The organism is Streptomyces sp. NPDC007983, from assembly GCF_042958345.1.
Lineage (GTDB): Bacteria > Actinomycetota > Actinomycetes > Streptomycetales > Streptomycetaceae > Streptomyces.
Genome location: NZ_JBIBJI010000001.1, coordinates 833,599 through 857,919 on the forward strand (window position 1 = coordinate 833,599; position 24,321 = coordinate 857,919).

At 70.7% G+C, this 24,321-nt stretch carries 20 protein-coding genes and 1 tRNA gene; 14 read left to right on the forward strand and 7 right to left on the reverse strand.

Annotation, left to right across the window (positions count from 1 at the left end; translation table 11 throughout):
• Positions 1-16: 16 nt before the first annotated feature.
• Together ACFZCY_RS03930 and ACFZCY_RS03935 are read left to right on the forward strand one after the other, a co-directional pair.
• The gene (locus ACFZCY_RS03930; RefSeq protein ID WP_391169148.1) at positions 17-559 is read left to right on the forward strand and encodes a UTRA domain-containing protein; all 543 of its coding nucleotides are present in this window, start codon (positions 17-19) and stop codon (positions 557-559) included.
• Positions 556-1,335, forward strand: a complete 780-nt coding sequence (locus tag ACFZCY_RS03935) for a UTRA domain-containing protein (protein WP_391169150.1) — start codon at positions 556-558, stop codon at positions 1,333-1,335. The genes ACFZCY_RS03930 and ACFZCY_RS03935 overlap by 4 nt, the downstream gene beginning before the upstream one ends.
• Positions 1,336-1,643: 308 nt before the next feature.
• Here the strand turns inward: ACFZCY_RS03935 and ACFZCY_RS03940 are convergent.
• Positions 1,644-1,717 (reverse strand) — tRNA-Gly (locus ACFZCY_RS03940).
• Between the two features lie 761 nt (positions 1,718-2,478).
• On the opposite strand from ACFZCY_RS03940, the gene dcd reads away from it, so the two are divergent.
• Together dcd and ACFZCY_RS03950 are read left to right on the forward strand one after the other, a co-directional pair.
• On the forward strand, positions 2,479-3,054 hold the full coding sequence (gene dcd, locus ACFZCY_RS03945; protein WP_361486713.1) for a dCTP deaminase: 576 nt from the start codon (positions 2,479-2,481) through the stop codon (positions 3,052-3,054).
• A 6-nt stretch (positions 3,055-3,060) separates the two neighbouring features.
• Positions 3,061-3,558: a phosphoribosyltransferase family protein gene (locus tag ACFZCY_RS03950; protein ID WP_391169151.1), complete on the forward strand. Its 498-nt coding sequence runs from the start codon at positions 3,061-3,063 to the stop codon at positions 3,556-3,558.
• A gap of 44 nt (positions 3,559-3,602) precedes the next feature.
• Here the strand turns inward: ACFZCY_RS03950 and ACFZCY_RS03955 are convergent, their stop codons facing one another.
• Together ACFZCY_RS03955 and ACFZCY_RS03960 are read right to left on the reverse strand one after the other, a co-directional pair.
• Positions 3,603-4,562, reverse strand: a complete 960-nt coding sequence (locus ACFZCY_RS03955) for a YIP1 family protein (RefSeq protein ID WP_391169152.1) — start codon at positions 4,560-4,562, stop codon at positions 3,603-3,605.
• A 127-nt stretch (positions 4,563-4,689) separates the two neighbouring features.
• Positions 4,690-6,180, reverse strand: coding sequence for an FG-GAP repeat domain-containing protein (locus tag ACFZCY_RS03960; RefSeq protein WP_391169154.1), 1,491 nt, complete (start codon positions 6,178-6,180; stop codon positions 4,690-4,692).
• Between the two features lie 543 nt (positions 6,181-6,723).
• On the opposite strand from ACFZCY_RS03960, the gene ACFZCY_RS03965 reads away from it, so the two are divergent.
• Positions 6,724-9,594: a SpoIIE family protein phosphatase gene (locus ACFZCY_RS03965; protein WP_391169156.1), complete on the forward strand. Its 2,871-nt coding sequence runs from the start codon at positions 6,724-6,726 to the stop codon at positions 9,592-9,594.
• A gap of 81 nt (positions 9,595-9,675) precedes the next feature.
• Here the strand turns inward: ACFZCY_RS03965 and ACFZCY_RS03970 are convergent, their stop codons facing one another.
• Positions 9,676-11,976 (reverse strand): heterodisulfide reductase-related iron-sulfur binding cluster, encoded by a 2,301-nt coding sequence (locus ACFZCY_RS03970; RefSeq protein WP_391169157.1) that lies wholly within the window; start codon positions 11,974-11,976, stop codon positions 9,676-9,678.
• Positions 11,977-12,236: 260 nt separating this feature from the next.
• Here ACFZCY_RS03970 and dnaK point away from each other — a divergent pair, with 260 nt between their 5' ends.
• The 4 genes from dnaK to ACFZCY_RS03990 are packed head-to-tail and all read left to right on the forward strand — an operon-like array spanning position 12,237 to position 16,487.
• Positions 12,237-14,105: a molecular chaperone DnaK gene (gene dnaK, locus ACFZCY_RS03975; protein WP_391169159.1), complete on the forward strand. Its 1,869-nt coding sequence runs from the start codon at positions 12,237-12,239 to the stop codon at positions 14,103-14,105.
• Complete coding sequence (gene grpE, locus ACFZCY_RS03980) at positions 14,102-14,761, forward strand: nucleotide exchange factor GrpE (protein ID WP_361486693.1); 660 nt, start codon at positions 14,102-14,104, stop codon at positions 14,759-14,761. The genes dnaK and grpE overlap by 4 nt, the downstream gene beginning before the upstream one ends.
• Positions 14,762-14,815: 54 nt before the next feature.
• Positions 14,816-15,994 carry a molecular chaperone DnaJ gene (gene dnaJ, locus ACFZCY_RS03985; protein ID WP_055545638.1) on the forward strand — a complete coding sequence of 393 codons (1,179 nt, stop codon included), beginning with the start codon at positions 14,816-14,818 and terminating at the stop codon, positions 15,992-15,994.
• 4 nt (positions 15,995-15,998) lie between these two features.
• The gene (locus ACFZCY_RS03990; RefSeq protein ID WP_361486691.1) at positions 15,999-16,487 is read left to right on the forward strand and encodes a heat shock protein transcriptional repressor HspR; all 489 of its coding nucleotides are present in this window, start codon (positions 15,999-16,001) and stop codon (positions 16,485-16,487) included.
• A 59-nt stretch (positions 16,488-16,546) separates the two neighbouring features.
• Here ACFZCY_RS03990 and ACFZCY_RS03995 read toward each other — a convergent pair whose 3' ends face one another.
• Together ACFZCY_RS03995 and ACFZCY_RS04000 are read right to left on the reverse strand one after the other, a co-directional pair.
• A complete protein-coding gene (locus tag ACFZCY_RS03995) occupies positions 16,547-17,149 on the reverse strand; it encodes a hypothetical protein (protein WP_391169161.1) in 603 nt (200 codons plus the stop codon).
• Positions 17,139-17,642 carry a SigE family RNA polymerase sigma factor gene (locus tag ACFZCY_RS04000; RefSeq protein WP_391169163.1) on the reverse strand — a complete coding sequence of 168 codons (504 nt, stop codon included), beginning with the start codon at positions 17,640-17,642 and terminating at the stop codon, positions 17,139-17,141. Before ACFZCY_RS04000 ends, ACFZCY_RS03995 begins: the two co-directional genes overlap by 11 nt.
• Before the next feature lie 166 nt (positions 17,643-17,808).
• Here ACFZCY_RS04000 and ACFZCY_RS04005 point away from each other — a divergent pair, with 166 nt between their 5' ends.
• The 3 genes from ACFZCY_RS04005 to proP all read left to right on the forward strand — a co-directional run bounded on the left by ACFZCY_RS04005 (position 17,809) and on the right by proP (position 20,460).
• Complete coding sequence (locus ACFZCY_RS04005) at positions 17,809-18,309, forward strand: hypothetical protein (RefSeq protein WP_391169165.1); 501 nt, start codon at positions 17,809-17,811, stop codon at positions 18,307-18,309.
• A 107-nt stretch (positions 18,310-18,416) separates the two neighbouring features.
• Positions 18,417-18,788, forward strand: a complete 372-nt coding sequence (locus ACFZCY_RS04010) for a cupin domain-containing protein (protein ID WP_391169167.1) — start codon at positions 18,417-18,419, stop codon at positions 18,786-18,788.
• Between the two features lie 142 nt (positions 18,789-18,930).
• Positions 18,931-20,460 carry a glycine betaine/L-proline transporter ProP gene (proP, locus tag ACFZCY_RS04015; RefSeq protein ID WP_391169402.1) on the forward strand — a complete coding sequence of 510 codons (1,530 nt, stop codon included), beginning with the start codon at positions 18,931-18,933 and terminating at the stop codon, positions 20,458-20,460.
• 12 nt (positions 20,461-20,472) lie between these two features.
• Here the strand turns inward: proP and ACFZCY_RS04020 are convergent, their stop codons facing one another.
• Positions 20,473-20,877, reverse strand: coding sequence for a TIGR03618 family F420-dependent PPOX class oxidoreductase (locus ACFZCY_RS04020; RefSeq protein WP_391169169.1), 405 nt, complete (start codon positions 20,875-20,877; stop codon positions 20,473-20,475).
• Between the two features lie 123 nt (positions 20,878-21,000).
• On the opposite strand from ACFZCY_RS04020, the gene clpB reads away from it, so the two are divergent.
• Entirely contained in the window at positions 21,001-23,595 is a 2,595-nt protein-coding gene (gene clpB / locus ACFZCY_RS04025) for an ATP-dependent chaperone ClpB (RefSeq protein WP_391169170.1), read from the forward strand.
• Positions 23,596-23,700: 105 nt separating this feature from the next.
• Positions 23,701-24,237 (forward strand): YbjN domain-containing protein, encoded by a 537-nt coding sequence (locus ACFZCY_RS04030; RefSeq protein WP_391169172.1) that lies wholly within the window; start codon positions 23,701-23,703, stop codon positions 24,235-24,237.
• Positions 24,238-24,321: the final 84 nt, after the last annotated feature.

The following is a 24,321-nucleotide window of genomic DNA, read 5'->3' on the forward strand; positions in this document are numbered from 1 at the left end:
CTTGAGGAGGGGTTCGGTGCCTGGCGACGTGTGGGCCAGTACCTCGATGCCTTATCTGCGGCCGGCTGCCGGAGGGCAGGGCGATGTGTGGGGGCAGGAGGCCGCGGCGCTCGGGCGTCGGGGTACGCAGCGGATCGTGAGGGCGGGGGAAGTGCCGGCCCCCGAGGTTGTGGCCCGGCTTCTGGGGCTTGAGGAGGGGGATCGGGTCGTCGTGCGGCGGCGGATCATGTACCTGGACGAGCAGCCGTGCGAGCTGACCGACTCCTACTACCCGGCCCACATCGCGGCAGGAACCGCCCTCGCGGGCACCGCGAAGATCCGCGGCGGAGCGGTGGCTCTGCTCGCCGAACTGGGTTACGTGGGGCGCCGGGTGCAGGAGGACGTGACGGCTCGGATGCCTGATCAGGAAGAGCGGGGGTTGTTGGGGACCGGCGCCGACGAACCGGTCTTGCGGCTGGAGCGTGTTGTCCTCGACGGGGACGGGCGCCCGATCCAGGCCGACCTGATCACCATGCCCGCCCACCGGCAGCGTCTGCGCTACGAACTCACGATGGGATGACCGTGCCCAAGGCCGAACAGGACGCCGTCGACCGGCGCTCGCTGCACGAGCGGATCGCCGCCGACCTGCGGGACGAGATCATGTCGGGCGACCTGCGCCCCGGCGCGAATCTCCCCTCAACCGCGCAGCTCAAGGAACGGTTCACCGCGTCGAACGCGACCGTGCAGAAGGCGCTTCAGCTACTGAAGGACGAGGGCCTGGCGGTGGGCCGTGCCGGAGCGGCTGTCACCGTGCGGGAGCACCGGCAGCGCACCATGCGCCCCGCCTCGTACATGGCCCCGGCCGCGCCCGGTGAGCCGTATCGGTGGATCAGCGAGGCCGCCAGCCGTCAGACGCGCGGGAACAGTCGGCTCCTGGACGTGGCCGAGGTTCGGCCGTCGGCTGATGTCGCCGAGGCGCTGGGGCTCCCGGAGGACGGCACGGCGCTGCTGCGGGCGCAGGTGCTGCTCATGGATGACGAGCCGGTGGAGCTGGTGAAGTCCTACTACCCGCTGGAGCTGGCGCGCGGGACGGCGATGATGGACCGCCGCAAGATCAAGGGCGGCACCCCGGCCCTCCTCGCGGAACTGGGCTACCCACCCCGCCTCAGCGTCGACAAGGTCTCCGCCCGCGTGCCGACCCAGGAGCAGTACAGGGTGCTCGGTCTGCCCGGAAACCTGCCCGTGCTGCGCACGCTGCGGGTGGTGTACAGCGACGACGAGCGCCCTATCGAGGCCACGGTGATGGCCAAGGCAGGTCACCTCTACGAGCTGCAATACGAGTTCACCCCTTCTTGATTGCCTCCTGATGAACGGGGCCGTTCACCGGTCCGGCGACCGGTGTCGGGTCGGGGTGGTGGAGTTCCGGGAAGTGGGCTTTGCGAGCCGCTTTGGCCGAGAGGGGAAGAAGCAGGTCCCGTCGCATCCGCCGCAAGGGCATCGCCTTCAGGCGAGTGTTGAGGTCGTCACACGATCGGGCCCCGCCTCGCCGCCTGTGAGGTGACAGTTCGGGGAGTGCGGAGCCATCTGGTGCGGATCTGGCACGAGACGCTTAGAGAGGTCTAGACAACAAAGAAGCCCCGGGCCGCTGGCCTGGGGCTTTGTGGTGGAGCGGGTGACGAGAATCGAACTCGCGCTCTGAGCTTGGGAAGCTCATGTTCTACCATTAAACTACACCCGCGAGTGAGGCGCCGATCTCTCGGTGCCGCATCGTCGCTCACTTTACCTCATGGCTGACCCCCGGTGCATGCGCTGTGGGGTTTTCGCGTTTTTCGGGTGCGGGTGGGGCCCGGTCGGAGAGGGTGGAGTGGGGGAAGGTGCTCTTGGGGTGGGGGAGTTGGGGCGTACCGTGGGGGGCGGAGTGCCGCTTGGAGTGGCGTGCGGTTGATCCCCTAATGTGGCTTTTGTCGTCCGCGTCGTCCACGTTCATGGGGAAGGGACTCAATGGAGCGCACCGTCGTCCGTTGTGCCGAAGGGCATGTGTTCAGCACCGCTTCGTTCCCGATGCGGCACCTTACGGTCGACCGCATCGGTCCCGGGCGGCTGCTGCGGTGTCCGCGTTGCGCCAGGCTCCGGCATGCGGTGCCGGTGGCGCGCGAAGAGCGGTAGGCGCCGTAGGGGCCGTAGCAGCAGCGGGTAGTTGCGGTAGTCGAACGAAGATCGTGGGCGCGGGGCCCGGGCGGGGGGCCGGGGCCCCGCCCAGGGGGGGGGGGGGGTTGGGTCTACAACTTGCGTGGGTATCTGAGGAACGGGCCACCGGACGGCGATCGTCCCCCGCCGCGGGGGGGGGGGGGGGGGGGGCGGGCTGGGGGGGGGGGGGCGGGGGGGGGGGGCCGCGGGGGGGGGGGGGGGGGGTTCCGCGCGGGGGGGGGGGGGGGGGGCCCGGGGGGGGGGCCCGGCCCCCGCGCCATGGGGTGGGGGTGGTTTGCGTATCCTCGTTCCGTGCTTCTCTCAGACAAGGACATCCGGACGGAGATCGACGCCGGACGGGTGCGGATCGATCCGTATGACCCGGCGATGGTGCAGCCGTCGAGCATCGACGTCAGGTTGGACCGGTTCTTCCGGGTTTTCGAGAACCACCGCTATCCGCACATCGATCCGGCGGTCGAGCAGCCGGATCTGACGCGGCTGGTGGAGCCGGAGGGGGATGAGGCGTTCATCCTGCATCCGGGGGAGTTCGTGCTCGCCTCCACGTACGAGGTGGTCACGCTCCCGGTGGACCTCGCCTCGCGGCTGGAGGGGAAGTCGAGCCTGGGCCGACTGGGGCTGCTGACGCATTCGACGGCCGGTTTCATCGACCCGGGGTTCTCGGGGCATGTGACGCTCGAGCTGTCGAACGTGGCGACGCTGCCGATAAAGCTGTGGCCGGGGATGAAGATCGGGCAGCTGTGCATGTTCCGGCTGACCTCGCCCGCCGAGCATCCGTACGGCTCGGCGCGGTACGGCTCCCGCTACCAGGGGCAGCGTGGGCCGACGCCTTCGCGTTCGTTCCAGAACTTCCACCGGACGAAGGTGTGAGCAGCGGTGGCTGAGGAGCGCGAGAATCTTTCGTACGAGCGGTTCGGCGTGGCGGTCCGCGAGCTGGCGCAGGAGATCGCGGACGACGGGTACGAGCCGGACGTCGTGCTGTCCATTGCCCGCGGCGGGGTCTTCGTCGCGGGCGGGCTGGCGTACGCGCTGGACTGCAAGAACATCCACCTGGTGAACGTGGAGTTCTACACGGGGGTGGGGACCACCCTCGACATGCCGGTGATGCTCGCGCCCGTGCCCAACGCGATCGACTTCTCCGACAAGAAGGTGCTGATCGCCGACGATGTCGCGGACACCGGCAAGACGCTGAAGCTGGTGCGCGACTTCTGCCTCGGGACGGTCGCCGAGGTGCGCAGCGCCGTGATCTACGAGAAGTCGCAGTCGCTGGTGAAGTGCGAGTACGTGTGGAAGCGCACCGAGCAGTGGATCAACTTCCCCTGGAGCGTCGAGCCGCCTGTCGTGCGGCGTGACGGGCAGGTCCTCGACGCGTAGGACGCGTAGCAGGGGGTGTGAAGGGGCCCTTGCGGGCCCCTCTCCTACAGGGTTCCGAGCTTCACCAGCGACAGCAGCGCGATCAGCTGGATCGCCGACGCCCCCAGCGCCTTCTGCCACGGCAGGTCGTGCGACTTGCTCACCATGGACGTGAACAGCGCGCCCGACGCCAGCCAGGTCGCCCAGCCCAGCACCTGGACCAGGGAGCTGTCGCCGCCCAGGAAGAGCGCGAACAGCAGCCTCGGCGCGTCGGTGATCGACATGATCAGCATCGAGAGGCCGATCGTCGGTCCCCAGGTGCCGTCGCCGCCGAGCTGGCGGGCGAGGGTGTGGGTGACCGCGCCGAGCACCAGGGCGCTGATCACGACGGCGACGCCCGCGCTGAGGATCCACGGGATGCTGTTGGCCATCGGGGCGTTCAGGACGTCCTTACGGGCGTCGTCGAAGCCGAAGACCGCCAGCAGGCCGTAGACGAAGGTCACGATGAGGGCCGGGCCCCACACCGTGTAGTCGCGCATCTGCCAGAAGGTGGGCGCCGGGCGCAGCACGATGCCGCTCAGCAGCTGCTTCCAGTGCAGCCGGGGGCCGGCGGGCGGGGCGGTGGAGGAGCCGGCGCGGTAGGTGCTGCCGTCGTCGTACGAACCGGGGCCCTGGTCGTACGGGTCGTACGCGTCGGGCGCCTCGCCCACGCTGAACGCCTGCGTATGCCCGGAGTTGTTGTCGGCGTACCCGCCGGGGCCCCCGGGGCCCGGTCTGTACGTGCCGCCCTGGCCGTAGCCCTGGTCCGGGCCCGGTCCGCCGCCGGGCCCGCCGCCGGGTCCGTAGTACGGGTCCTGGCTGCCGAAGTACTCCGGCTCTCCCTGTGTAGCGGGCTGCTGCCACTGCGGCTGCGTGCGGCCGTACGGGTCCTGCGACCCGTGCGGCGGCTGCTGCGGTCGCTGCTGCTGCCCTTGTTGCGCGGAGTGGGAGTCCCGTCCGCGTCCGATCCTGAATCCAGCCACCATTCGAACGTACCCGGTCGCGGAGGGTGGGGTGCCGGAGCGGGGGGACAGGCCCGGCATTGCTGCCGAGCTGTGACATCCCTTAGGGGGACCCTGGGGGGTTAACCCCCCGCTCGTACGCCAGTTGGTGCTAGGAGGTCGCGGCGAAGGGCCGGCTGGAGAAAGTGATCTTGTCGGAGGCGCCGTTGGTGATCCACCACCGCTCGGGCCGCTCGCCGTACAGGGAGAACGCGATGCCGGGGCCCCAGGCGAGCACGATCTCGTCCTTGCCGTCGTGATCGAAGTCCGCCGCGCCGTAGAGCCGGGCGGCGCGCTCGTCCCGGCGTACGGCCTTGCCGTCCACCCGGGCCGGGACGGTGCGGGTGAGGGTGTGGCGGGCGAGGGCGGTACGTCCGGGGCGCGGGGCCAGCAGCCGGGCGCCGCCGGAGCCGAGCGGGACGGCCAGCTCGTCGGCGCCGTCGCCGTCGGTGTCGGCGGCCACCATCGTCCCCGACATGCCGGGCACCGGGATCGACGGGGAGGAGCGGACGACGCGGCCGGTGGCGGTGCCGTAGTAGACGCTCACCGTGCGGCCGATGTCCGGCTTCTCCGTCGCGTCGCCGCCCTCGTCGGCGCGGGTGCCGCTGGCGCCGACCGCGACGTCCCGGCGGCCGTCCCCGTCGAAGTCGCCGAAGGTGATCGAGTTGCCCTTGCGCAGCGGGCGCCCGGTGTGGCGCAGCCCGTGCGGGCCGGCGGACAGCAGGGCGGAGCCGGACTGGGTGGCGGCGCTGATCCCGTGCACGACCAGGTCGGTGGGGCGGTCGCCGTGGATCCGGTCGGCGACGAGGTCGCCGATCTCGGCGCCGCCGCCGTGGAACGGGCTGCGGTACGGCACGGTCCGGGCGGCCCGGCCCGCGCGGTCGAACGGCCCGTACAGGACGAGGAACGAGCGCCGGTCGGCGCGGACGACCGCCAGGTCGTGGTGGCCGTCGCCGTTGAAGTCGCCGACGGTCGGGCGCGCCGGGTCGACGGAGTCGGAGGGGCCGGTGAGCTGGACGCGGGCGGCGGAGCGGGCGTGCGGTGGGCCGCCCGCGCTGCCCCAGGCGATGTACGGGACGGTCCGGACCGTGGCGTGGGTGCGCTTGGCCTCGGCGGCGCCGAGCCGTTCGCCGCCGGTGGTGGTCACGTCGGCGTAGCCGTCGCCGTCGAGGTCGGCGGTGGTCACCTCGGTCGCGCCCGCGACGGCGACGTCGCCGTCGGGCAGGCCCAGGTCGGCCCGGCGCAGCACGGTGCGGGTGGCGGGGTGGAGGCCGTCGTCCGAGCCGTGGACGAAGGCGATCCGGCTGGGCAGGCCCCGCTTGCGGGGCGGGACCGGAAGCTGGAGGTCCGGGTAGCGGTCGCCGTTGACGTCGTCGGGCAGCTTGCTGCCCTTGCCGCGCGGGACGGGGGCGGTCGCGGCGGACCCGGCGCCCGCGGAGGCCGCCGAGGCGTGGGAGGGGCGCTGGTCCCGTGGCCCGTCGGCGGAGGCCCCCGCGCCGCATCCGGTGAGCAGCGCGAGCACACCGGCCCACACCGCGCAGGTGGCGAGGGCGGTGCGGCCGGGGGATCGCGTGGGGGGAGTGGGCGGAGGCGCGGGCGTCATCGGTCACCCCTAACCCATGCGGCACGGTCGCGGCAACCAAGGGGTTACGGAGGTTCTGGGAGCCATCAGTCCGCTTGACTGTAAAGATGACCTTTGGAGCACAAGGGCTGTCCAGGACATTTACCCACCCATGGGTGGGGCATGATCCCTGTGAGGATCCACAGGGATCCACAACCTTGTTGTGAGAAGGGATACTTCACGGCCAGGATCGGTTCATGTTCGAAGCGGGCGAGCGGGGGCTGCCATGTGCGTATCGCACGATGCGTCAGTGACGGGTGAGGCACCGAGACCCATGGAGGGTGCGAGCGGGGTGTAGGCGCGATGTCGGACGGGAGTGGCCGGCCGGCTGCGGCGGATGCCGCTCGCCCGCCAGAGCACGAGGGTGCTGGAAATAACGGCATGGCCGGACTTTTCGGTCGAGCACGGGTCCCCCTGGCGCGGACCATGACCGACTGGCGGAATCAGCGCGGCCATCAGGGTCCCCGCCGTCAGCGGAATGCCCGCGAGCGGAATGTCCACGAGCGGAACGGGCACGACCCCGCGGTGCGTGACCCCGCGGCGCACGGGACCGAGGGGCGTCCGACGAGCGGGACGGGCCAGGCGCTACGGACCCGCGAGGGGTACGAGGGGCAGGGCCCCCGGGGCCGCCGGGGCGGGCGGTCGCGCCGCCTCCCGGGCCGTGGCGTCCGTACGGTCGCGGGCCAGGTGTTCGTTCTCCAGGTGGGCGTCGTGCTGCTGCTCGTCGTCGCCGCCGTGGTGGCGCTCGTCCTGCAGTCCCGGTACGACAGCGAGCGCGAGGCCCGTAACCGCTCGATGGCCGTCGCCGAGAGCTTCGCGAACGCGCCGGGCATGGCCGCCGCGATGCGCGGCCCCGATCCGGCCGCCGCGCTGCAGCCGCTCGCCGAGCGGGCCCGCAAGGGCTCGGGCGTCGACTTCGTCGTGGCCATGTCGCCGCACGGGATCCGCTACACCCACCCCAATCCGGACCGGATCGGGAAGCACTTCATGGGCAGCATCGACGCCGCGGTGCGGGGCCGGAGGGTCACGGAGACCTTCACCGGCACCCTCGGCCTGTCCGTGCGGTCCGTGGTGCCCGTGTTCGACCACCAGGGAGACCACCCGGGAGACCGCCAGGGGAGCCACCGGGGCAAGGTCGTGGGCCTGGTCTCGGCCGGGATCACGATCAAGAAGGTGAGCGGCGCGGCCAACCACCAGCTGCCGCTGCTGGTCGCCGCCGCCGTTGCCTCGCTCGCCCTGGCCACCGGCGGCACCGCCCTGGTCAGCAGGCGGCTGCGGCGCCAGACCCACGGTCTGGACCCGGCCGAGATGACGCGGATGTACGAGCACCACGACGCGGTGCTGCACGCCGTGCGGGAGGGCGTGCTGATCGTCAGCGGCGACGGACGCCTGGTGCTGGCCAACGACGAGGCGCGCCGCCTGTTCGCCCTGCCGCCGGACGCGGAGGGCCGTCTCGTCGCCGAGCTGGGCTTCGATCCGTACACGACCGAGCTGCTGGTGTCGGGGCGCGCGGCCACCGACGAGGTGCACACGGCCGGGGAGCGGCTGCTGTCGGTCAGCCACCGCCCCACCGACCGCAACGGCGGCCCGCCCGGCAGCGTCGCGACCCTGCGCGACACCACCGAGCTGCGCGCGCTGACCGGCAAGGTCGACCTGGCCCGCAACCGCCTGAAGCTGCTGTACGACGCGGGCGTGTCCATCGGCACCACGCTGGACGTGGTGCGCACCGCGCAGGAGCTGGCCGAGTACGCGGTGGCCCGGTTCGCCGACTACGTCTCCGTCGACCTCGCGGACTCGGTCCTGCGCGGCGAGGAGCCGCAGGAGGGCGCCGCCGGTACGGCGGGCGGCGGGGGCGGCGCGGACGGCCGCCCCACGCCCCTGCGGCGTACGGCGCTCAGCGGCATCCGCGACGACGTGCCGCTCTACCCGCTCGGCAAGCTGATCCGGTTCACGCCGAACGCGCCCCAGGCCCGCGGCTTCCGCACCGGCACCGTCACGGTCGTCCCCGTGCTGAGCGACCACGGGGGCTGGCAGGAGCAGGACCCCGACCAGGCCCGGAAGATCGTCGACTCCGGCATCCACTCGATGATCACGGTCCCGCTGCGGGCCCGGGGCGTGGTGCTGGGCGTGGCCAGTTTCCTGCGCGCGGAGAAGCCCGAGCCGTTCGAGGAGGACGACGTCTCGCTCGCCGAGGAACTGGTCACCCGGGCCGCCGTCAGCATCGACAACGCCCGCCGTTACACCCGCGAGCACACCATGGCGGTGACGCTGCAGCGCAGCCTGCTGCCCCGGGTGCTGCCCGAGCAGAACGCGCTGGACGTGGCGTACCGCTATCTGCCCGCCGAATCGGGCGTCGGCGGCGACTGGTTCGACGTCATCCCGCTGCCGGGCGCGCGGGTGGCGCTGGTGGTGGGTGACGTCGTCGGCCATGGGCTGCACGCGGCGGCCACCATGGGGCGGCTGCGGACCGCGGTGCACAACTTCTCCACGCTCGATCTGCCACCGGACGAGATCCTGTCCCATCTGGACGATCTGATCGCCCGCATCGACCACGACGAGGGCCACAGCGCCCTGGCGGACGGCGACGGCGGCGGTGAGGTGATCATCGGGGCCACCTGTCTGTACGCGATCTACGACCCGGTGACGCGGCGCTGCACCATGGCCCGGGCCGGGCATCCGCCGCCCGCGGTGGTGAGCCCGGACGGCTCGGTGGAGTTCCTGGATCCGCCCGCGGGCCCGCCGCTGGGCCTGGGCGGGCTGCCGTTCGAGACGGACGAGCTGGAGCTGCCCGAGGGCAGCCATCTGGTGCTGTACACGGACGGCCTGATCGAGAAGCGCGACCGGGACATCGAAACGGGCCTGGAGATGCTGGGCGACGCCCTGTCCCACCCCGGGCGCACCCCGGAGCAGACCTGTACGGCGGTGCTGGACGCGCTGCTGCCCGAGCGCCCCAGCGACGACATCGCGCTGATCGTCGCCCGTACGAGGGTGCTGGAGCCGGGGCGGATCGCCGACTGGGAGGTGCCGTCCGACCCGGCCCAGGTCGCCGAGGTGCGGGCGGCGGTGGCCCGGCAGCTCGCGGAGTGGGAGCTGGGTGAGGTGGCGTTCACGACCGAGCTGATCCTCAGCGAGCTGATCACCAACGCGATCCGCTACGCCACCGGCCCGATCCGGGTGCGGCTGCTGTGCGACCGCAGCCTGATCTGCGAGGTGTCCGACACCAGCAGCACCTCACCGCATCTGCGGTACGCGGCGACGACCGACGAGGGCGGCCGCGGGCTGTTCCTGGTCTCGCAGTTCGCCGACCGGTGGGGGACGCGGTACACGGCGGAGGGCAAGGTCATCTGGACGGAGCAGACGCTGCCGTTACCGAAGAACGGCAAGCCGCGGGCATAGAGCCGTAAGCGGCATGGAGCGAGGCCCGCCCGTGCACTGCACGGGCGGGCCTCATCCTTCGTCATCGTGACCCCGGGGGCGTCACTTCACCGGGGCGGGCTCCGGGGCCTCGGTCGACTCGCCGTCGCCCTCCGGCTCGGCGGGGGTCTTCACCGAGTCGAGCAGCAGCTGCGCCACGTCCACGACCTGGAGCGATTCGGCGACCTTGCCATCGTTCTTCTTGCCGTTGACCGAGTCCGTCAGCATGACCAGGCAGAACGGGCAGGCGGTCGAGACGATGTCGGGGTTGAGCGACAGGGCCTCGTCGACGCGCTCGTTGTTGATGCGCTTGCCGATCCGCTCCTCCATCCACATGCGGGCGCCGCCCGCGCCGCAGCAGAAGCCGCGCTCCTTGTGGCGGTGCATCTCCTCGTTCCGCAGGCCCGGCACCTTGGCGATGATCTCGCGCGGCGGGGTGTAGACCTTGTTGTGGCGGCCCAGGTAGCAGGGGTCGTGGTAGGTGATCAGACCCTCGACCGGGGTGACGGGGATCAGCTTGCCCTCGTCGATGAGGTGCTGGAGCAGCTGGGTGTGGTGGATGACCTCGAAGTGGCCGCCCAGCTGCGGGTATTCGTTCGCGATGGTGTTGAAGCAGTGGGGGCAGGTCGCGACGATCTTCTTCTTCGCCTTCTCGACCACGACACCCTCATCGGCGTCCTCGCCGAAGGCCATGTTCAGCATCTCGACGTTCTGCTGACCGAGCTGCTGGAACAGGAACTCGTTGCCGAGGCGCCGGGCGGAGTCACCGGTGCACGCCTCGTCGCCGCCCATGATCGCGAACTTGACGCCCGCGATGTGCAGCAGCTCCGCGAAGGCCTTGGTGGTCTTCTTGGCGCGGTCCTCCAGGGCGCCGGCGCAGCCGACCCAGTACAGGTAGTCGACCTCGGTCAGGTCCTCGACGTCCTTGCCGACGACCGGGACCTCGAACCCTGCGTCCGCTGCAAGCTCCTTGGTCCACGCCAGCCGCTGCTTCTTGGCCAGCCCCCAGGGGTTGCCCTTCTTCTCCAGGTTCTTCAGCATCGTCCCGGCCTCGCTCGGGAAGGACGACTCGATCATGACCTGGTAGCGGCGCATGTCGACGATGTGGTCGACGTGCTCGATGTCGACCGGGCACTGCTCGACGCAGGCGCCGCAGGTGGTGCAGGACCACAGCACGTCGGGGTCGATGACCCCGCCCGCGGCGAAGCCGCTATCAGACACAGCCTCCAGGGTGCCGATCAGCGGGCGCTCGGCCTCCGCGAGCGCGGCCTGCGGAACCCCGGCGAGCTGCTCAGCGGTCGCCTTCTCCTCGCCCTCGGCATCCTTGCCGCCGCCCGCGAGGAGGTACGGGGCCTTGGCGTGCGAGTGGTCGCGCAGCGCCATGATCAGCAGCTTCGGCGAGAGCGGCTTGCCGGTGTTCCAGGCCGGGCACTGCGACTGGCAGCGGCCGCATTCGGTGCAGGTGGAGAAGTCGAGGATGCCCTTCCAGGAGAAGTGCTCGATCTGCGAGACGCCGAACTGGGCGTCCTCGTCCGGGTCCTCGAAGTCGATGGGCTCACCGGCGGAGGTCATCGGCTGGAGCGCGCCGAGCGCCACCTCGCCCGAGGCCTCGCGCTTGAACCAGATGTTCGGGAAGGCCAGGAAGCGGTGCCAGGCGATGCTCATGTCGATGTTCGTGCTGACCACGATCATCCAGATCATGGTCGTGCCGAGCTTGATCATCGCGAAGAGGTAGGTCAGGTTCTGCAGCGTGCCCAGACCGAGGCCCTTGAAGAGCAGCACCAGAGGGTACGAGGCGAAGTACGCCGGCTCGTAGTGGTCGACGCCGTGCAGGGCGCCCTCGAGGCCGCGCAGCGCCATGATGGCCAGGCCGATGATGAGGATGACGTACTCGACGAAGTACGCCTGCCAGGCCGTGGAGCCCGTGAACCGCGACTTGCGGCCGGCCCGGCTGGGCAGGTTCAGCAGCCGGATCACCATCAGGGTCGCGATGCCGAGGGTGGTCATCGTGCCGATGAACTCGATGTAGAGCTCATAGGGGAGGAAGCCGCCGACGACCGGCAGCGTCCAGTCGGCCTGGAAGAGCTGGCCGTAGGCGTTGATGATGGTCGGCGGCAGGGTCAGGAAGCCCACCGCGACGAACCAGTGGGCGATGCCGATGACACCCCACTTGTTCATCCGGGTGTGCGCGAGGAACTCCCGGATCAGCGTCACGCTGCGCTGCCAGGGGTTGTCGGTCCGGGTGCCCGCCGGGACCGGCGCGCCGAGCCTGAAGAACCGTACGAATTGCGCGACGGCGCGGCCAAGCAGGGCAACGCCGACCGCGGTGAGGACCAGCGACACGATGATCGCGGCGAGTTGCATGGAGGCTCCTCGAACCTGCGAGTGCGGGCATTACTAAGCAGTAACTTAATTGGTCTTGACTGACATTACCCGTCCGGGTGCACCCCCATGTAGTCGACCGGCCGGTGATTTGCGTCGCCAGACGGCCCCGTGGTGCGCCCCCTTGGTCATAAGACCCGTATAAAAGTTGAGCGGCCACGACTCAGGTCTGTTGACAGCGGGAAGTTGATCGTGCACGCTTGAGTCTGTTCCACTCAATGCTGTAGCTGGAGGATTGCGAAATGGCACGTGCGGTCGGCATCGACCTGGGTACGACGAACTCCGTCGTCAGTGTTCTCGAAGGCGGTGAGCCCACCGTCATCACCAACGCCGAGGGCGCCAGGACCACGCCTTCCGTCGTCGCCTTCGCGAAGAACGGCGAGGTGCTGGTCGGCGAGGTGGCCAAGCGCCAGGCGGTCACGAACGTGGACCGGACCATCCGGTCGGTCAAGCGCCACATGGGCACTGACTGGAAGGTCAACCTTGACGGCAAGGACTTCAACCCGCAGCAGATGAGCGCCTTCATCCTGCAGAAGCTCAAGCGGGATGCGGAGGCGTACCTCGGCGAGAAGGTCGCGGACGCGGTCATCACCGTCCCGGCGTACTTCAACGACGCCGAGCGCCAGGCGACCAAGGAAGCCGGTGAGATCGCCGGCCTCAACGTCCTGCGTATCGTCAACGAGCCTACCGCCGCCGCGCTCGCCTACGGGCTGGAGAAGGACGACCAGACCATCCTGGTCTTCGACCTCGGCGGCGGCACCTTCGACGTCTCGCTGCTGGAGATCGGCGACGGCGTGGTGGAGGTCAAGGCCACCAACGGTGACAACCACCTCGGTGGTGACGACTGGGACCAGCGCGTCGTCGACTACCTGGTGAAGCAGTTCAACAACGCCAACGGCGTGGACCTGTCCAAGGACAAGATGGCCCTGCAGCGCCTCCGTGAGGCCGCTGAGAAGGCGAAGATCGAGCTGTCCAGCTCGACCGAGACCACCATCAACCTGCCCTACATCACGGCCTCCGCCGAGGGCCCGCTGCACCTGGACGAGAAGCTCAGCCGCTCGCAGTTCCAGCAGCTGACCTCGGACCTGCTGGAGCGCTGCAAGACCCCGTTCCACAACGTCATCAAGGACGCGGGCATCTCGCTGTCCGAGATCGACCACGTGGTCCTGGTCGGCGGTTCGACCCGGATGCCCGCCGTCGCCGAGCTGGTCAAGGAGCTGACCGGCGGCAAGGACGCCAACAAGGGCGTCAACCCGGACGAGGTCGTCGCCATCGGCGCGTCCCTCCAGGCCGGTGTCCTCAAGGGTGAGGTCAAGGACGTCCTGCTGCTGGACGTCACCCCGCTGTCCCTCGGCATCGAGACCAAGGGCGGCATCATGACCAAGCTGATCGAGCGCAACACGACGATCCCGACCAAGCGCTCGGAGATCTTCACCACGGCCGAGGACAACCAGCCGTCCGTGCAGATCCAGGTCTACCAGGGCGAGCGCGAGATCGCCGCGTACAACAAGAAGCTCGGGATGTTCGAGCTGACCGGCCTGCCGCCGGCCCCGCGCGGGGTGCCGCAGATCGAGGTCACCTTCGACATCGACGCGAACGGCATCATGCACGTCGCGGCGAAGGACCTGGGCACCGGCAAGGAGCAGAAGATGACCGTCACCGGCGGCTCCGCGCTGCCGAAGGACGACATCGACCGCATGATGCGCGAGGCCGAGCAGTACGCGGAGGAGGACCACAAGCGCCGCGAGGCCGCCGAGACCCGCAACCAGGCCGAGCAGCTGGTCTACCAGACCGAGAAGTTCCTCAAGGACAACGAGGACAAGGTCCCGGGCGAGGTCAAGACCGAGGTCGAGGAAGCGGTGACCGACCTCAAGGAGAAGCTCAAGGGCGAGGACACCGCCGAGATCCGCACCGCGACCGAGAAGGTCGCCGCGGTCAGCCAGAAGCTCGGCCAGGCGATGTACGCCAACACCGAGGCCGGCGCGGGCGAGGCCGGTGCCGCCGGTGCGGCCGGTGGCGAGGGCGCCCAGGCCAAGGCCGACGACGATGTGGTGGACGCCGAGATCGTCGACGACGAGAAGGCCGACAAGGGCCAGGGTGGTGCCGCGTGACGGAGGAGACCCCGGGCTTCGAGGAGCAGCCCGACGTCCCCTCCGAAGCCGCGCAGACCCCCGACGACGCGGCGAAGGGCGCCGGGTCCGCCGACAAGGCGGGCCCGGGTGCCCCGGCCGGGGACCTCGAGCAGGTAGCCATTCAGGCGCAGCTGGACCAGGTGCGTACCGCCCTCAACGAGCGGACCGCCGACCTCCAGCGACTTCAGGCCGAGTACCAGAACTACCGGCGCCGGGTCGAGCGGGACCGGGTGCAGGTCAAGGAGGTCGCCGTCGCGAACCTCCTGACCGAGCTGCTTCCCGTGCTCGACGACATCGGCCGGGCGCGGGAGCACGGCGAACTCGTCGGCGGCTTCAAGTCCGTCGCCGAATCGCTGGAGACGGTGGCGGCGAAGCTGGGCCTGCAGCAGTTCGGCAAGGAGGGCGAGTCCTTCGACCCGCTGGTGCACGAGGCGCTCATGCACTCGTACGCGCCGGACGTCACCGAGACGACGTGCGTGCAGATTCTCCAGCCGGGGTATCGAATCGGCGAACGAACGATTCGCCCGGCGCGGGTCGCGGTCGCCGAGCCCCAGCCGGGTGCCTCGCCCAAGGGCCCGGGCGAAGGCGACGGCACGGCGCCGGACGAGGAGAGCGGTGGCCCGGAAGAGGGCTGACGCGACGGTGACAGCAGGACCAACAGGATCCATAGGAGAGGAGGGACGTCGGGGATGAGCACCAAGGACTTCGTCGAGAAGGACTACTACAAGGTTCTCGGCGTCCCCAAGGACGCGACCGAGGCGGAGATCAAGAAGGCGTACCGGAAGCTCGCCCGCGAGTACCATCCGGACGCCAACAAGGGCGACGCCAAGGCCGAGGAGCGCTTCAAGGAGATCTCCGAGGCGAACGACATCCTCGGCGACCCCAAGCGGCGCAAGGAGTACGACGAGGCCCGCTCCCTGTTCGGCAACGGGGGCTTCCGCCCCGGGCCGGGCGGGGCGGGCTCCACCGGAAGCTTCAACTTCGACCTGGGCGACCTCTTCGGCGGCGCCCAGGGCGGCCCCGGTGGCGCGGGCGGCTTCGGCGGCGGGCTCGGCGACGTGTTCGGCGGGCTCTTCAACCGCGGCGGGGCCACCCGTACCCAGCCGCGGCGCGGCCAGGACGTCGAGTCCGAGGTGACGCTCAGCTTCACCGAGGCCGTTGAAGGGGCCACCGTTCCGCTGCGGATGTCCAGCCAGGCCCCGTGCAAGACGTGCTCCGGCACCGGCGACAAGAACGGCACCCCGCGGGTCTGCCCGACCTGCGTCGGCACAGGGCAGGTCAGCCGGGGCGGCGGGGGCGGCTTCTCGCTCACCGACCCGTGCGTGGAGTGCCGGGGCCGCGGTCTGATCGCGCAGGACCCGTGCGAGACCTGCAAGGGCAGCGGACGGGCCCGTTCCGCCCGCACCATGCAGGTCCGCATCCCCGCGGGTGTCAGCGACGGCCAGCGGATCCGGCTGCGCGGCAAGGGCGCCCCGGGCGAGACCGGCGGTCCGGCCGGTGACCTCTACGTCATCGTCCATGTGGACCCGCATCCGGTCTTCGGCCGCCGCGGCGACAACCTGACCGTCACCGTCCCCGTCACCCTTCCGGAGGCGGCGCTCGGCGGCGAGATCAAGGTCCCGACCCTGGGCGGTCCGCCGGTCACCCTGAAGCTGCCGGCCGGCACGCCGGGCGGCCGGACGATGCGCGCCCGCGGCAAGGGCGCGGTGCGCAAGGACGGCACCCGCGGCGACCTGCTGGTCACCGTGGAGGTCACGGTGCCGAAGGACCTCAGCGACTCGGCTCGTGAGGCGCTGGAGTCCTACCGGGAGGCGACCGCGGGCGAGGACCCGCGGGCGGAGCTGTTCCAGGCCGCGAAGGGAGCATGACCCGATGGAGACGCACGGCCGAGGGGGCCTTGGAGGCAGGGGAGCCGGCCGATCCCGCAATCCGTACGAGCTGACCGACGAATCGCCGGTGTACGTCATCTCGGTCGCCGCTCAGCTCTCCGGCCTGCATCCGCAGACCCTGCGTCAGTACGACCGCCTCGGTCTGGTCTCCCCGGACCGCACCCCCGGCCGCGGCCGGCGGTATTCCGCGCGCGACATCGAGCTGCTGCGCCAGGTGCAGCAGCTGTCCCAGGACGAGGGCATCAACCTCGCGGGGATCAAGCGCATCATCGAACTGGAGAACCAGGTCGCCGCGCTCCAGTCGCGCGTGGCCGAGCTGCAGTCGGCCGTCGAGGGCGCGGCCGCCGCGATGCAGCAGCGCGAGGCCCAGGTCCACGCCTCGTACCGCCGCGACCTGGTCCCCTACCAGGACGTTCACCAGGGCAGCGCGCTGGTCGTCTGGCGCCCCAAGCCCAAGCGACGCGGCGAATAGCACGGCCCTCATCGCGTGCTCATATGGCCCGGCGACCGGTTTCCGGCCGCCGGGCCGCTCTACTTTTCCGGGCAGCTCCACTTCGCGATCTTCATGACGCGGATGTCGAAGTCGACATCGACGGGCCCGGATCCGCCGCCGCCCTTGGCGACGACCCGCGCGCGGACGGTGTCCGCGCCCGTACGGCGAAGGCCGCCGACGCTGAAGGTGGTGTCCGCGGTCACCTCCCCGCAGGTGGCCGCCGGGCTGCCCGCTTCCGTGCGTTTGCGGATCGCCTCGGCCCTCAGCGCCGTGGGCGTGAGGTGGGTGGCCATCAGCTTCGACAGCTTCGAGGACGCGGCCCGCCCGCCGGAGGCGAAGGCATCGGGCAGGGCGGAATAGTAGGAGCGCAGTGTGTCGTGAGCTCTTCTCATGTCGGCGCTTTCCCCGGGGCGGGACGGCTCCACCGCTGATCGCTCCGGCCGCGTGGCATTCCAGCCGGCGACTCCCGCGAATGACGTCACGGCCACGGTGGCGACAGCGGCGGCCAGTACGCGGCGCCTGCGCCGTCCGGCGCTTCGCCGGCGCACCTCCCGCCCGGACAGGGTCCGCTCGACCCGAACGTCGTCGAGCAGGGTCGCGTTCTCGGCGAACCATGCGTGAACCCGGCGCTCATCCGACATGATCTACCTCTTTGTCCGGCAGGGAGGAAAGGTAGTGAGCGAGTGACGTCCGTCCACGGACCAGCCACGTCCTGACGCTGCCCGTCGGCCAGCCCGTCTCGGCGCTGATCTGCTCAACGCTCAGATCGCAGAGATGGTAGAGAACGATCACGCTTCGCTGTTTCACCGGAAGCGTTTTGAGGGCGGCGATGACGACGACGTGCTCGGGGGACGGGCCTTCCACGTTCCGTTGCTCGTGATGGCGTTGCATCAGTTGCAGACCGCGCCGCACGCGGCGGAACCGGGACACGGCGAGCCGCCGGGCCGTGGTGCGGATCCACGCCTTCTGTGAAGCGGCGCCCGAGAACCGCTCCCATCGGTCCCAGGCCTTGATGAACGCCTCCTGGACGACGTCCTGGGCCTCGGGGAGATCTCCGGTCATCGCGTAGAGCTGCCGAACGAGCCTGGGATAGGCCAGTGCGTAAAAATCGTCGAACTCCTCTTCCCGCCCCACCCATCGCCCCTCTTCCCGTCGATTCCCCGCACGGGATGACGCACCGGCGCCCGCGCCGCGCTACGGCGGGCCGCTGTGACCTGTATCACCGGGGCCGGGTGTCGCCGCGGGCGCCCCGGGCCGCGTATCCGGCATGTCCCGTCGGACCGACAGTGAAGGAACACCCATGCGCCACGCCGGACGCCGCAAGGCGAGCAAGACAGCCACGAAGCTCAAGACCGCCGCGGTCAGCGCCCTCGCGCTCGGCGGCCTGCTCCTGGCGGCGGAGTCACAGGCCAACGCCGCTCCGACCTCCCACTCCTCCCCGGACGTGGCGAAGCAGTTGGACGCGCGGAAGGCCAAGGCCGCCGCCGAGTCGCACACGCCCTCGCTCACCGGGGCCCAGAAGCGGGCCCTCGCGCAGCGGAAGAGGATCGTCGCCATCGCGGAGGCGGAGGCGGAGGCCGGGTCCCACGCGTCCTCGTCCTCGACGGCTGAGAAGCAGGCCCGCGCACAGCGGGCGAGGGCAGTGGCGGCGGGCACGGACGGTGCCGACGCCCGGGCCCAGGAGCGGGCCCGCGCACAGCGGGAAAGGTCCGCGAAGATCACGAAGATGACGGAGCTGGAGGCGAAGACGCGCGCCGAGAAGGCCCGGGCGGTGGCGAAGTACCGCTCCTCCCACCGCTGATCACCTGAGCGAGTGGCCCGGCGACCGTTCCCGGAACGCCGGGCCGCTCGTATGCCCGGCGTGCGGCCGGGGGGAGCACCATGGAGGTATGGGAGGAGGTACCGCCAATGTTGGAGATCAAGACGATGGACAAGCCGGATGAGCGGCGGGACTTTCCCGGTGGTCATCTGGAGACGCTGCATCTGACCGGGTTCGACTTCGCCGTGGGCACCTTCGAGCCAGGCTGGCGCTGGCGGGAGTCGATCCGGCCGCTGGCCGGGACGGAGAGCTGCCAGGTCCGCCACGCCGGGATCGTGATGAAGGGGCGGATGCGGCTGCGCATGGACGACGGGGCCGAGGCCGAGGTGGGCCCCGGCGACGCGTACGTGGTGCCGCCCGGTCACGACGCGTGGGTGGTCGGCGACGAACAGTGCGTAGTGTACGACACCGGCGGTGAGATGGCCGAGGCCTATGCGCGGCTGGAGCGGGCCGAAGCCTGATCCGCGGGGTTTGGCCGGGCGCGGTGCCGGTAACGCGTAGCAGCCCGGATCCGTCGACAGGTAAGAAATGAGTACCGGCCCCACACCCCCGCACCAGGGCGGCCGCCCGGCCAGAGGCGGCGGCAGCGCACGTACCGACCGGATGCTGCGGACCCTGCTCCGCCGCCGCAAGAAGTCGCTCGCTTACGAGGACGTCACCGTCGTCGACCGGCCGCGGCTGCGGCGCGCGGTGACGGCGACCGCGGTCGGCAACACCATGGAGTGGTTCGACTTCGGCGTCTACGCGTATGTCGCGGTCACCCTCGGCAAGGTCTTCTTTCCGTCCAGTTCCCCGGCCGCCCAGGTGGTGTCGACGTTCGCCACCTTCGCGGTCGCCTTCCTGGTGCGTCCGCTCGGCGGGCTGGTCTTCGGGCCGCTGGGCGACCGCATCGGGCGCCGGCGGGTGCTGTCCACCACCATGATCATGATGGCGGTCAGCACCTTCGCCGTGGGGCTGCTGCCCGGTTACGGCTCGATCGGCTTCGCCGCGCCGCTGCTGCTGCTGGTGTGCCGGGTGCTGCAGGGCTTCTCGACCGGCGGTGAGTACGCGGGGGCGACCACGTACATCGCGGAGTTCGCGCCCGACCGGCGGCGCGGCTTCCTGGGCAGCTGGCTCGACTTCGGCACGTTCGTCGGCTATTCGCTGGGCTCCGGGCTGGTCACGGTGCTCACCGCCGTGCTCGGGGACGACGGCATGGTGGACTGGGGCTGGCGCCTTCCGTTCCTGGTCGCCGGGCCGCTGGGCGCGATCGGTCTGTACATGCGGCTGCGGCTGGAGGAGAGCCCGGCGTTCCAGCAGGAGGCCGACCGGGCGGCCGAGGCGGCGAAGGCCGCGGCGGCAGGCGGTGGCACCGCGCCGGTGGAGGACGCGCGGCAGTCCGGCAAGGGGCGGCTGAAGGAGATCTTCACCCGGCACTGGCAGGCCGTGCTGATCTGCATGGGTCTTGTGCTGCTGTACAACGTCACCAACTACATGGTGACGTCCTATCTGCCGACGTACATGACCTCCACGCTCGGCGAGAACGCCACCACCGCCCAGCTGCTGGTGCTCGGCACCATGATGGTCGTGGCGCTGACGATCACCGTGGTCGGGCGGTCCTCCGACCGCTGGGGGCGGCGTCCGATGTTCATGGCCGGGAGCGGGGCCATGATCCTGTTGGCGATTCCGGCGTTCCTGCTGATCCAGGAGGGCGGCATCCTGCTGCCCGCGATCGGCTGTCTGGTGCTGGGGCTGCTGCTGGTCACGTTCGCGGGCACGAGCGCCGCCACGCTTCCGGCGCTGTTCCCGACCCGGCTGCGCTACGGCGCGCTGTCGATCTCGTTCAACCTCTCCGTGTCGCTGTTCGGCGGGACGACGCCGCTGATCGCGTCGTCGCTGGTGGAGTCGACGGGCGATCCGCTGGTGCCCGCGTACTACCTGATGGCGGCCGGTGTGGTGGGCCTGGTCGCGGCCCTGTTCCTGTACGAGACGGCCGGGAAGCCGCTGCGCGGCTCGGGCCCGATGGTGGAGACCGAGGAGGAGGCCCGTACGGCGGTGGCGGAGAGCCGCACCGAGGCCGGGCGCAGGGCGCGGGACATCTGGATCAGGGTGCGCCACCCCCGGGGGCACCACCAGTACGACGAGGAGCGCTGAGCCCGGGGCCGGTCAGGCGCGGCCCATCGCGCGGGTGATCGTGATCTCGATCAGGACGCGGTGCGGGTTGGGGCGGGGCGTGCGCTCGTAGCGTTCGGCGTAGCGGTGTTCGGCGTCGGCGATCAGCTCGGGTTCGGTGCGTACCCTCGCGATGCCCTCCAGCGTGGCCCACCGCTTGCCCGCCATCTGGCAGACGGCGACCCGCGCGCCGTCCTTGCCCGCCGCCCGGACGTGGGCGGCCTTGCGGCTGTGGCCGCTCGCGATGACGCGTGCGAGCCCGGCGCCGGGGTCGTAGGTGACGCCGACCGGGACGACGTGCGGGGTGCCGTCGGGGCGGAGGGTGGTGAGGGTGCACACGTGGCGTTCGCGCCAGAACGCGAGGTACGCGGGGTCCGGGTGACGTGGATCGAGGGCCATGCACGGGAACCTATGGCCAGAACGCTGGCGGAAGCACAGTTGAGTGGAATAGACTCAACTTTACGCATGTTGTGCAGGGCAGGATTGTGGGCCGCCGCCGCGTGACGAGGAGGAGCACAGAACGTGGACGCCGAGCTGACCAACAAGAGCCGGGCGGCACTGAGCGCCGCCAATGACCGGGCGGTGTCCGCCGGGCACGCCGACCTGACCCCGGCCCATCTGCTGCTCGCCCTGCTCGAAGGGCAGGACAACGAGAACGTGATGGATCTGCTGGCCGCCGTCGACACCGACGCGGCCGTCGTACGGAACGGGGCCGAGCGGCTGCTCGCCGCCCTGCCCAGCGTGCAGGGCTCCACCGTGGCCCCGCCGCAGGCGAGCCGTGATCTGCAGGCCGTCCTCGTGGACGCCGCGCAGCGCGCCAAGGACCTCGGCGACGACTACATCTCCACCGAGCACCTTCTGATCGGCATCGCCGCCAAGGGCGGCCAGTCCGGGGAGCTGCTCGACCAGCAGGGGGCGAGCGCCAAGAAGCTGCTCGCCGCGTTCGAGAAGGCCAGAGGTGGACAGCGGGTGACGACTCCCGACCCGGAGGGCACGTACAAGGCGCTGGAGAAGTTCGGCACCGACTTCACCGCCGCCGCCCGCGAGGGCAAGCTCGACCCGGTCATCGGCCGGGACCAGGAGATCCGGCGCGTGGTGCAGGTGCTCTCGCGGCGTACGAAGAACAACCCGGTGCTGATCGGCGACCCGGGCGTCGGCAAGACCGCCGTGGTGGAGGGGCTGGCCCAGCGCATCGTCAAGGGCGATGTGCCGGAGAGCCTGCGCGACAAGCGGCTGGTCGCCCTCGACCTCGGCGCGATGGTCGCGGGCGCGAAGTACCGGGGTGAGTTCGAGGAGCGGCTGAAGACCGTCCTCGCCGAGATCAAGTCCAGCGACGGCCAGATCATCACCTTCATCGACGAGCTGCACACCGTGGTCGGCGCGGGCGCCGGCGGGGACTCTTCCATGGACGCGGGCAACATGCTCAAACCCATGCTGGCCCGCGGCGAGCTGCGCATGGTCGGCGCCACCACGCTGGACGAGTACCGCGAGCGGATCGAGAAGGACGCCGCGCTGGAGCGCCGCTTCCAGCAGGTGCTGGTCGCCGAGCCGACCGTCGAGGACACCGTGGCGATCCTGCGCGGGCTCAAGGGCCGGTACGAGGCCCACCACAAGGTGCAGATCGCGGACGGCGCGCTGGTGGCCGCCGCGACCCTCTCCGACCGGTACATCACCTCCCGCTTCCTGCCCGACAAGGCCATCGACCTGGTCGACGAGGCCGCCTCCCGGCTCCGCATGGAGATCGACTCCTCACCCGTGGAGATCGACGAGCTCCAGCGCTCCGTCGACCGGATGAAGATGGAGGAGATGGCGCTCGCCAAGGAGACCGACGAGGCCAGCAAGCTGCGGCTGGAGAAGCTGCGCCGCGACCTCGCCGACAAGGAGGAGGAGCTGCGCGGCCTGACCGCCCGCTGGGAGAAGGAGAAGCAGGGCCTCAACCGGGTCGGTGAGCTGAAGGAGAAGCTGGACGAGCTGCGCGGCCAGGCCGAGCGCGCCCAGCGCGACGGCGACTTCGGCACCGCCTCCAAGCTGCTGTACGGGGAGATCCCGGCCCTGGAGCGCGAGCTGGCCGAGGCCTCCGAGGCCGAGGAGGAGGTGCAGCGCGAGGACCGCGGCACCATGGTCAAGGAGGAGGTCGGCCCGGACGACGTGGCCGACGTGGTCGCCTCCTGGACCGGCATCCCGGCCGGCCGGCTGCTGGAGGGCGAGACCCAGAAGCTGCTGCGCATGGAGGACGAGCTGGGCAAGCGGCTGATCGGCCAGACCGAGGCCGTACGGGCCGTCTCCGACGCCGTGCGCCGCACCCGGGCCGGGATCGCCGACCCGGACCGGCCCACCGGATCGTTCCTCTTCCTCGGCCCCACCGGCGTCGGCAAGACCGAGCTGGCCAAGGCGCTCGCCGACTTCCTCTTCGACGACGAGCGGGCCATGGTCCGCATCGACATGAGCGAGTACGGCGAGAAGCACAGCGTCGCCCGGCTGGTCGGCGCCCCGCCCGGCTACGTCGGCTACGAGGAGGGCGGCCAGCTCACCGAGGCGGTGCGCCGCCGCCCGTACAGCGTGGTGCTGCTGGACGAGGTGGAGAAGGCCCACCCCGAGGTCTTCGACATCCTGCTCCAGGTCCTGGACGACGGGCGGCTCACCGACGGCCAGGGCCGGACGGTGGATTTCCGCAACACCATCCTGGTCCTCACCTCCAACCTCGGCAGCCAGTACCTGATGGACCCGCTGCTCGGCGAGGAGGAGAAGAAGCAGAGCGTCCTGGAGACCGTGCGCAGCTCCTTCAAGCCCGAGTTCCTGAACCGGCTGGACGACCTGGTGGTCTTCTCCGCGCTCAGCCAGGACGAACTGACCCGCATCGCCGAACTGCAGATCGCCGCGCTCGCCCGGCGCCTCGCCGAGCGGCGGCTGAGCCTGGAGGTCACCCCGGAGGCCCTGGCCTGGCTCGCCGAGGAGGGCAACGACCCGGCCTACGGGGCGCGCCCGCTGCGCCGTCTGGTGCAGACCGCGATCGGCGACCGGCTGGCCAGGGAGATCCTCTCCGGCGAGGTCCGGGACGGCGACACGGTCCGCGTCGACCGCGCCGGCGACGGCCTTCTGGTGGGCCCGGCGCAGTGATGCGTCCCCCCGGGCGGACTTGATCGCGCCAAGGTGCGTCCGGGGTTGCACGCCGGGGGCCGGTGTGAGGGAGGATGGCGGTATCCATACGAAGGGAAATCCACGGTGAGCATCGACCCGTCCTCGATTCCGAATTTCGGGGGCCAGCCCGAGCCCGAACCGGCGGGTCCGAGTGGCCCCGTGCTGCCCGACCAGGACCTGGTCAAGCAGCTTCTGGAGCAGATGGAGCTGAAGTACGTCGTCGACGAGGAGGGAGACCTCGCGGCGCCGTGGGAGCAGTTCCGCACGTACTTCATGTTCCGTGGTGAGGAGGAGCAGCAGGTCTTCTCCGTCCGGACGTTCTACGACCGGCCGCACGGCATCGAAGTGAAGCCGCAGCTGCTCGAGGTGACCGACGACTGGAACCGCCGCACCCTGTGGCCCAAGGTCTACAGCCACACGAATGACGACGGCACGGTCCGGTTGATCGGCGAAGCGCAGATGCTGATCGGCACCGGCGTCAGCCTGGAGCACTTCGTGTCCAGCACGGTCAGCTGGGTGCGGGCTTCGATCGAGTTCGACCGCTGGCTGGTCGAGCAGCTCGGTCTGGAGACCGACGTCGAGTCCGGCGACGACGAGAAGCCGGGCGACGACGAGGCCTGAGCCAAAAGAGTCCCCGAGCCCGGTCGACGCGCCGCCCCTGAAGGCGACGGCGCGCGGCCGGGCTCTTGCCATGTCCACTGCGTG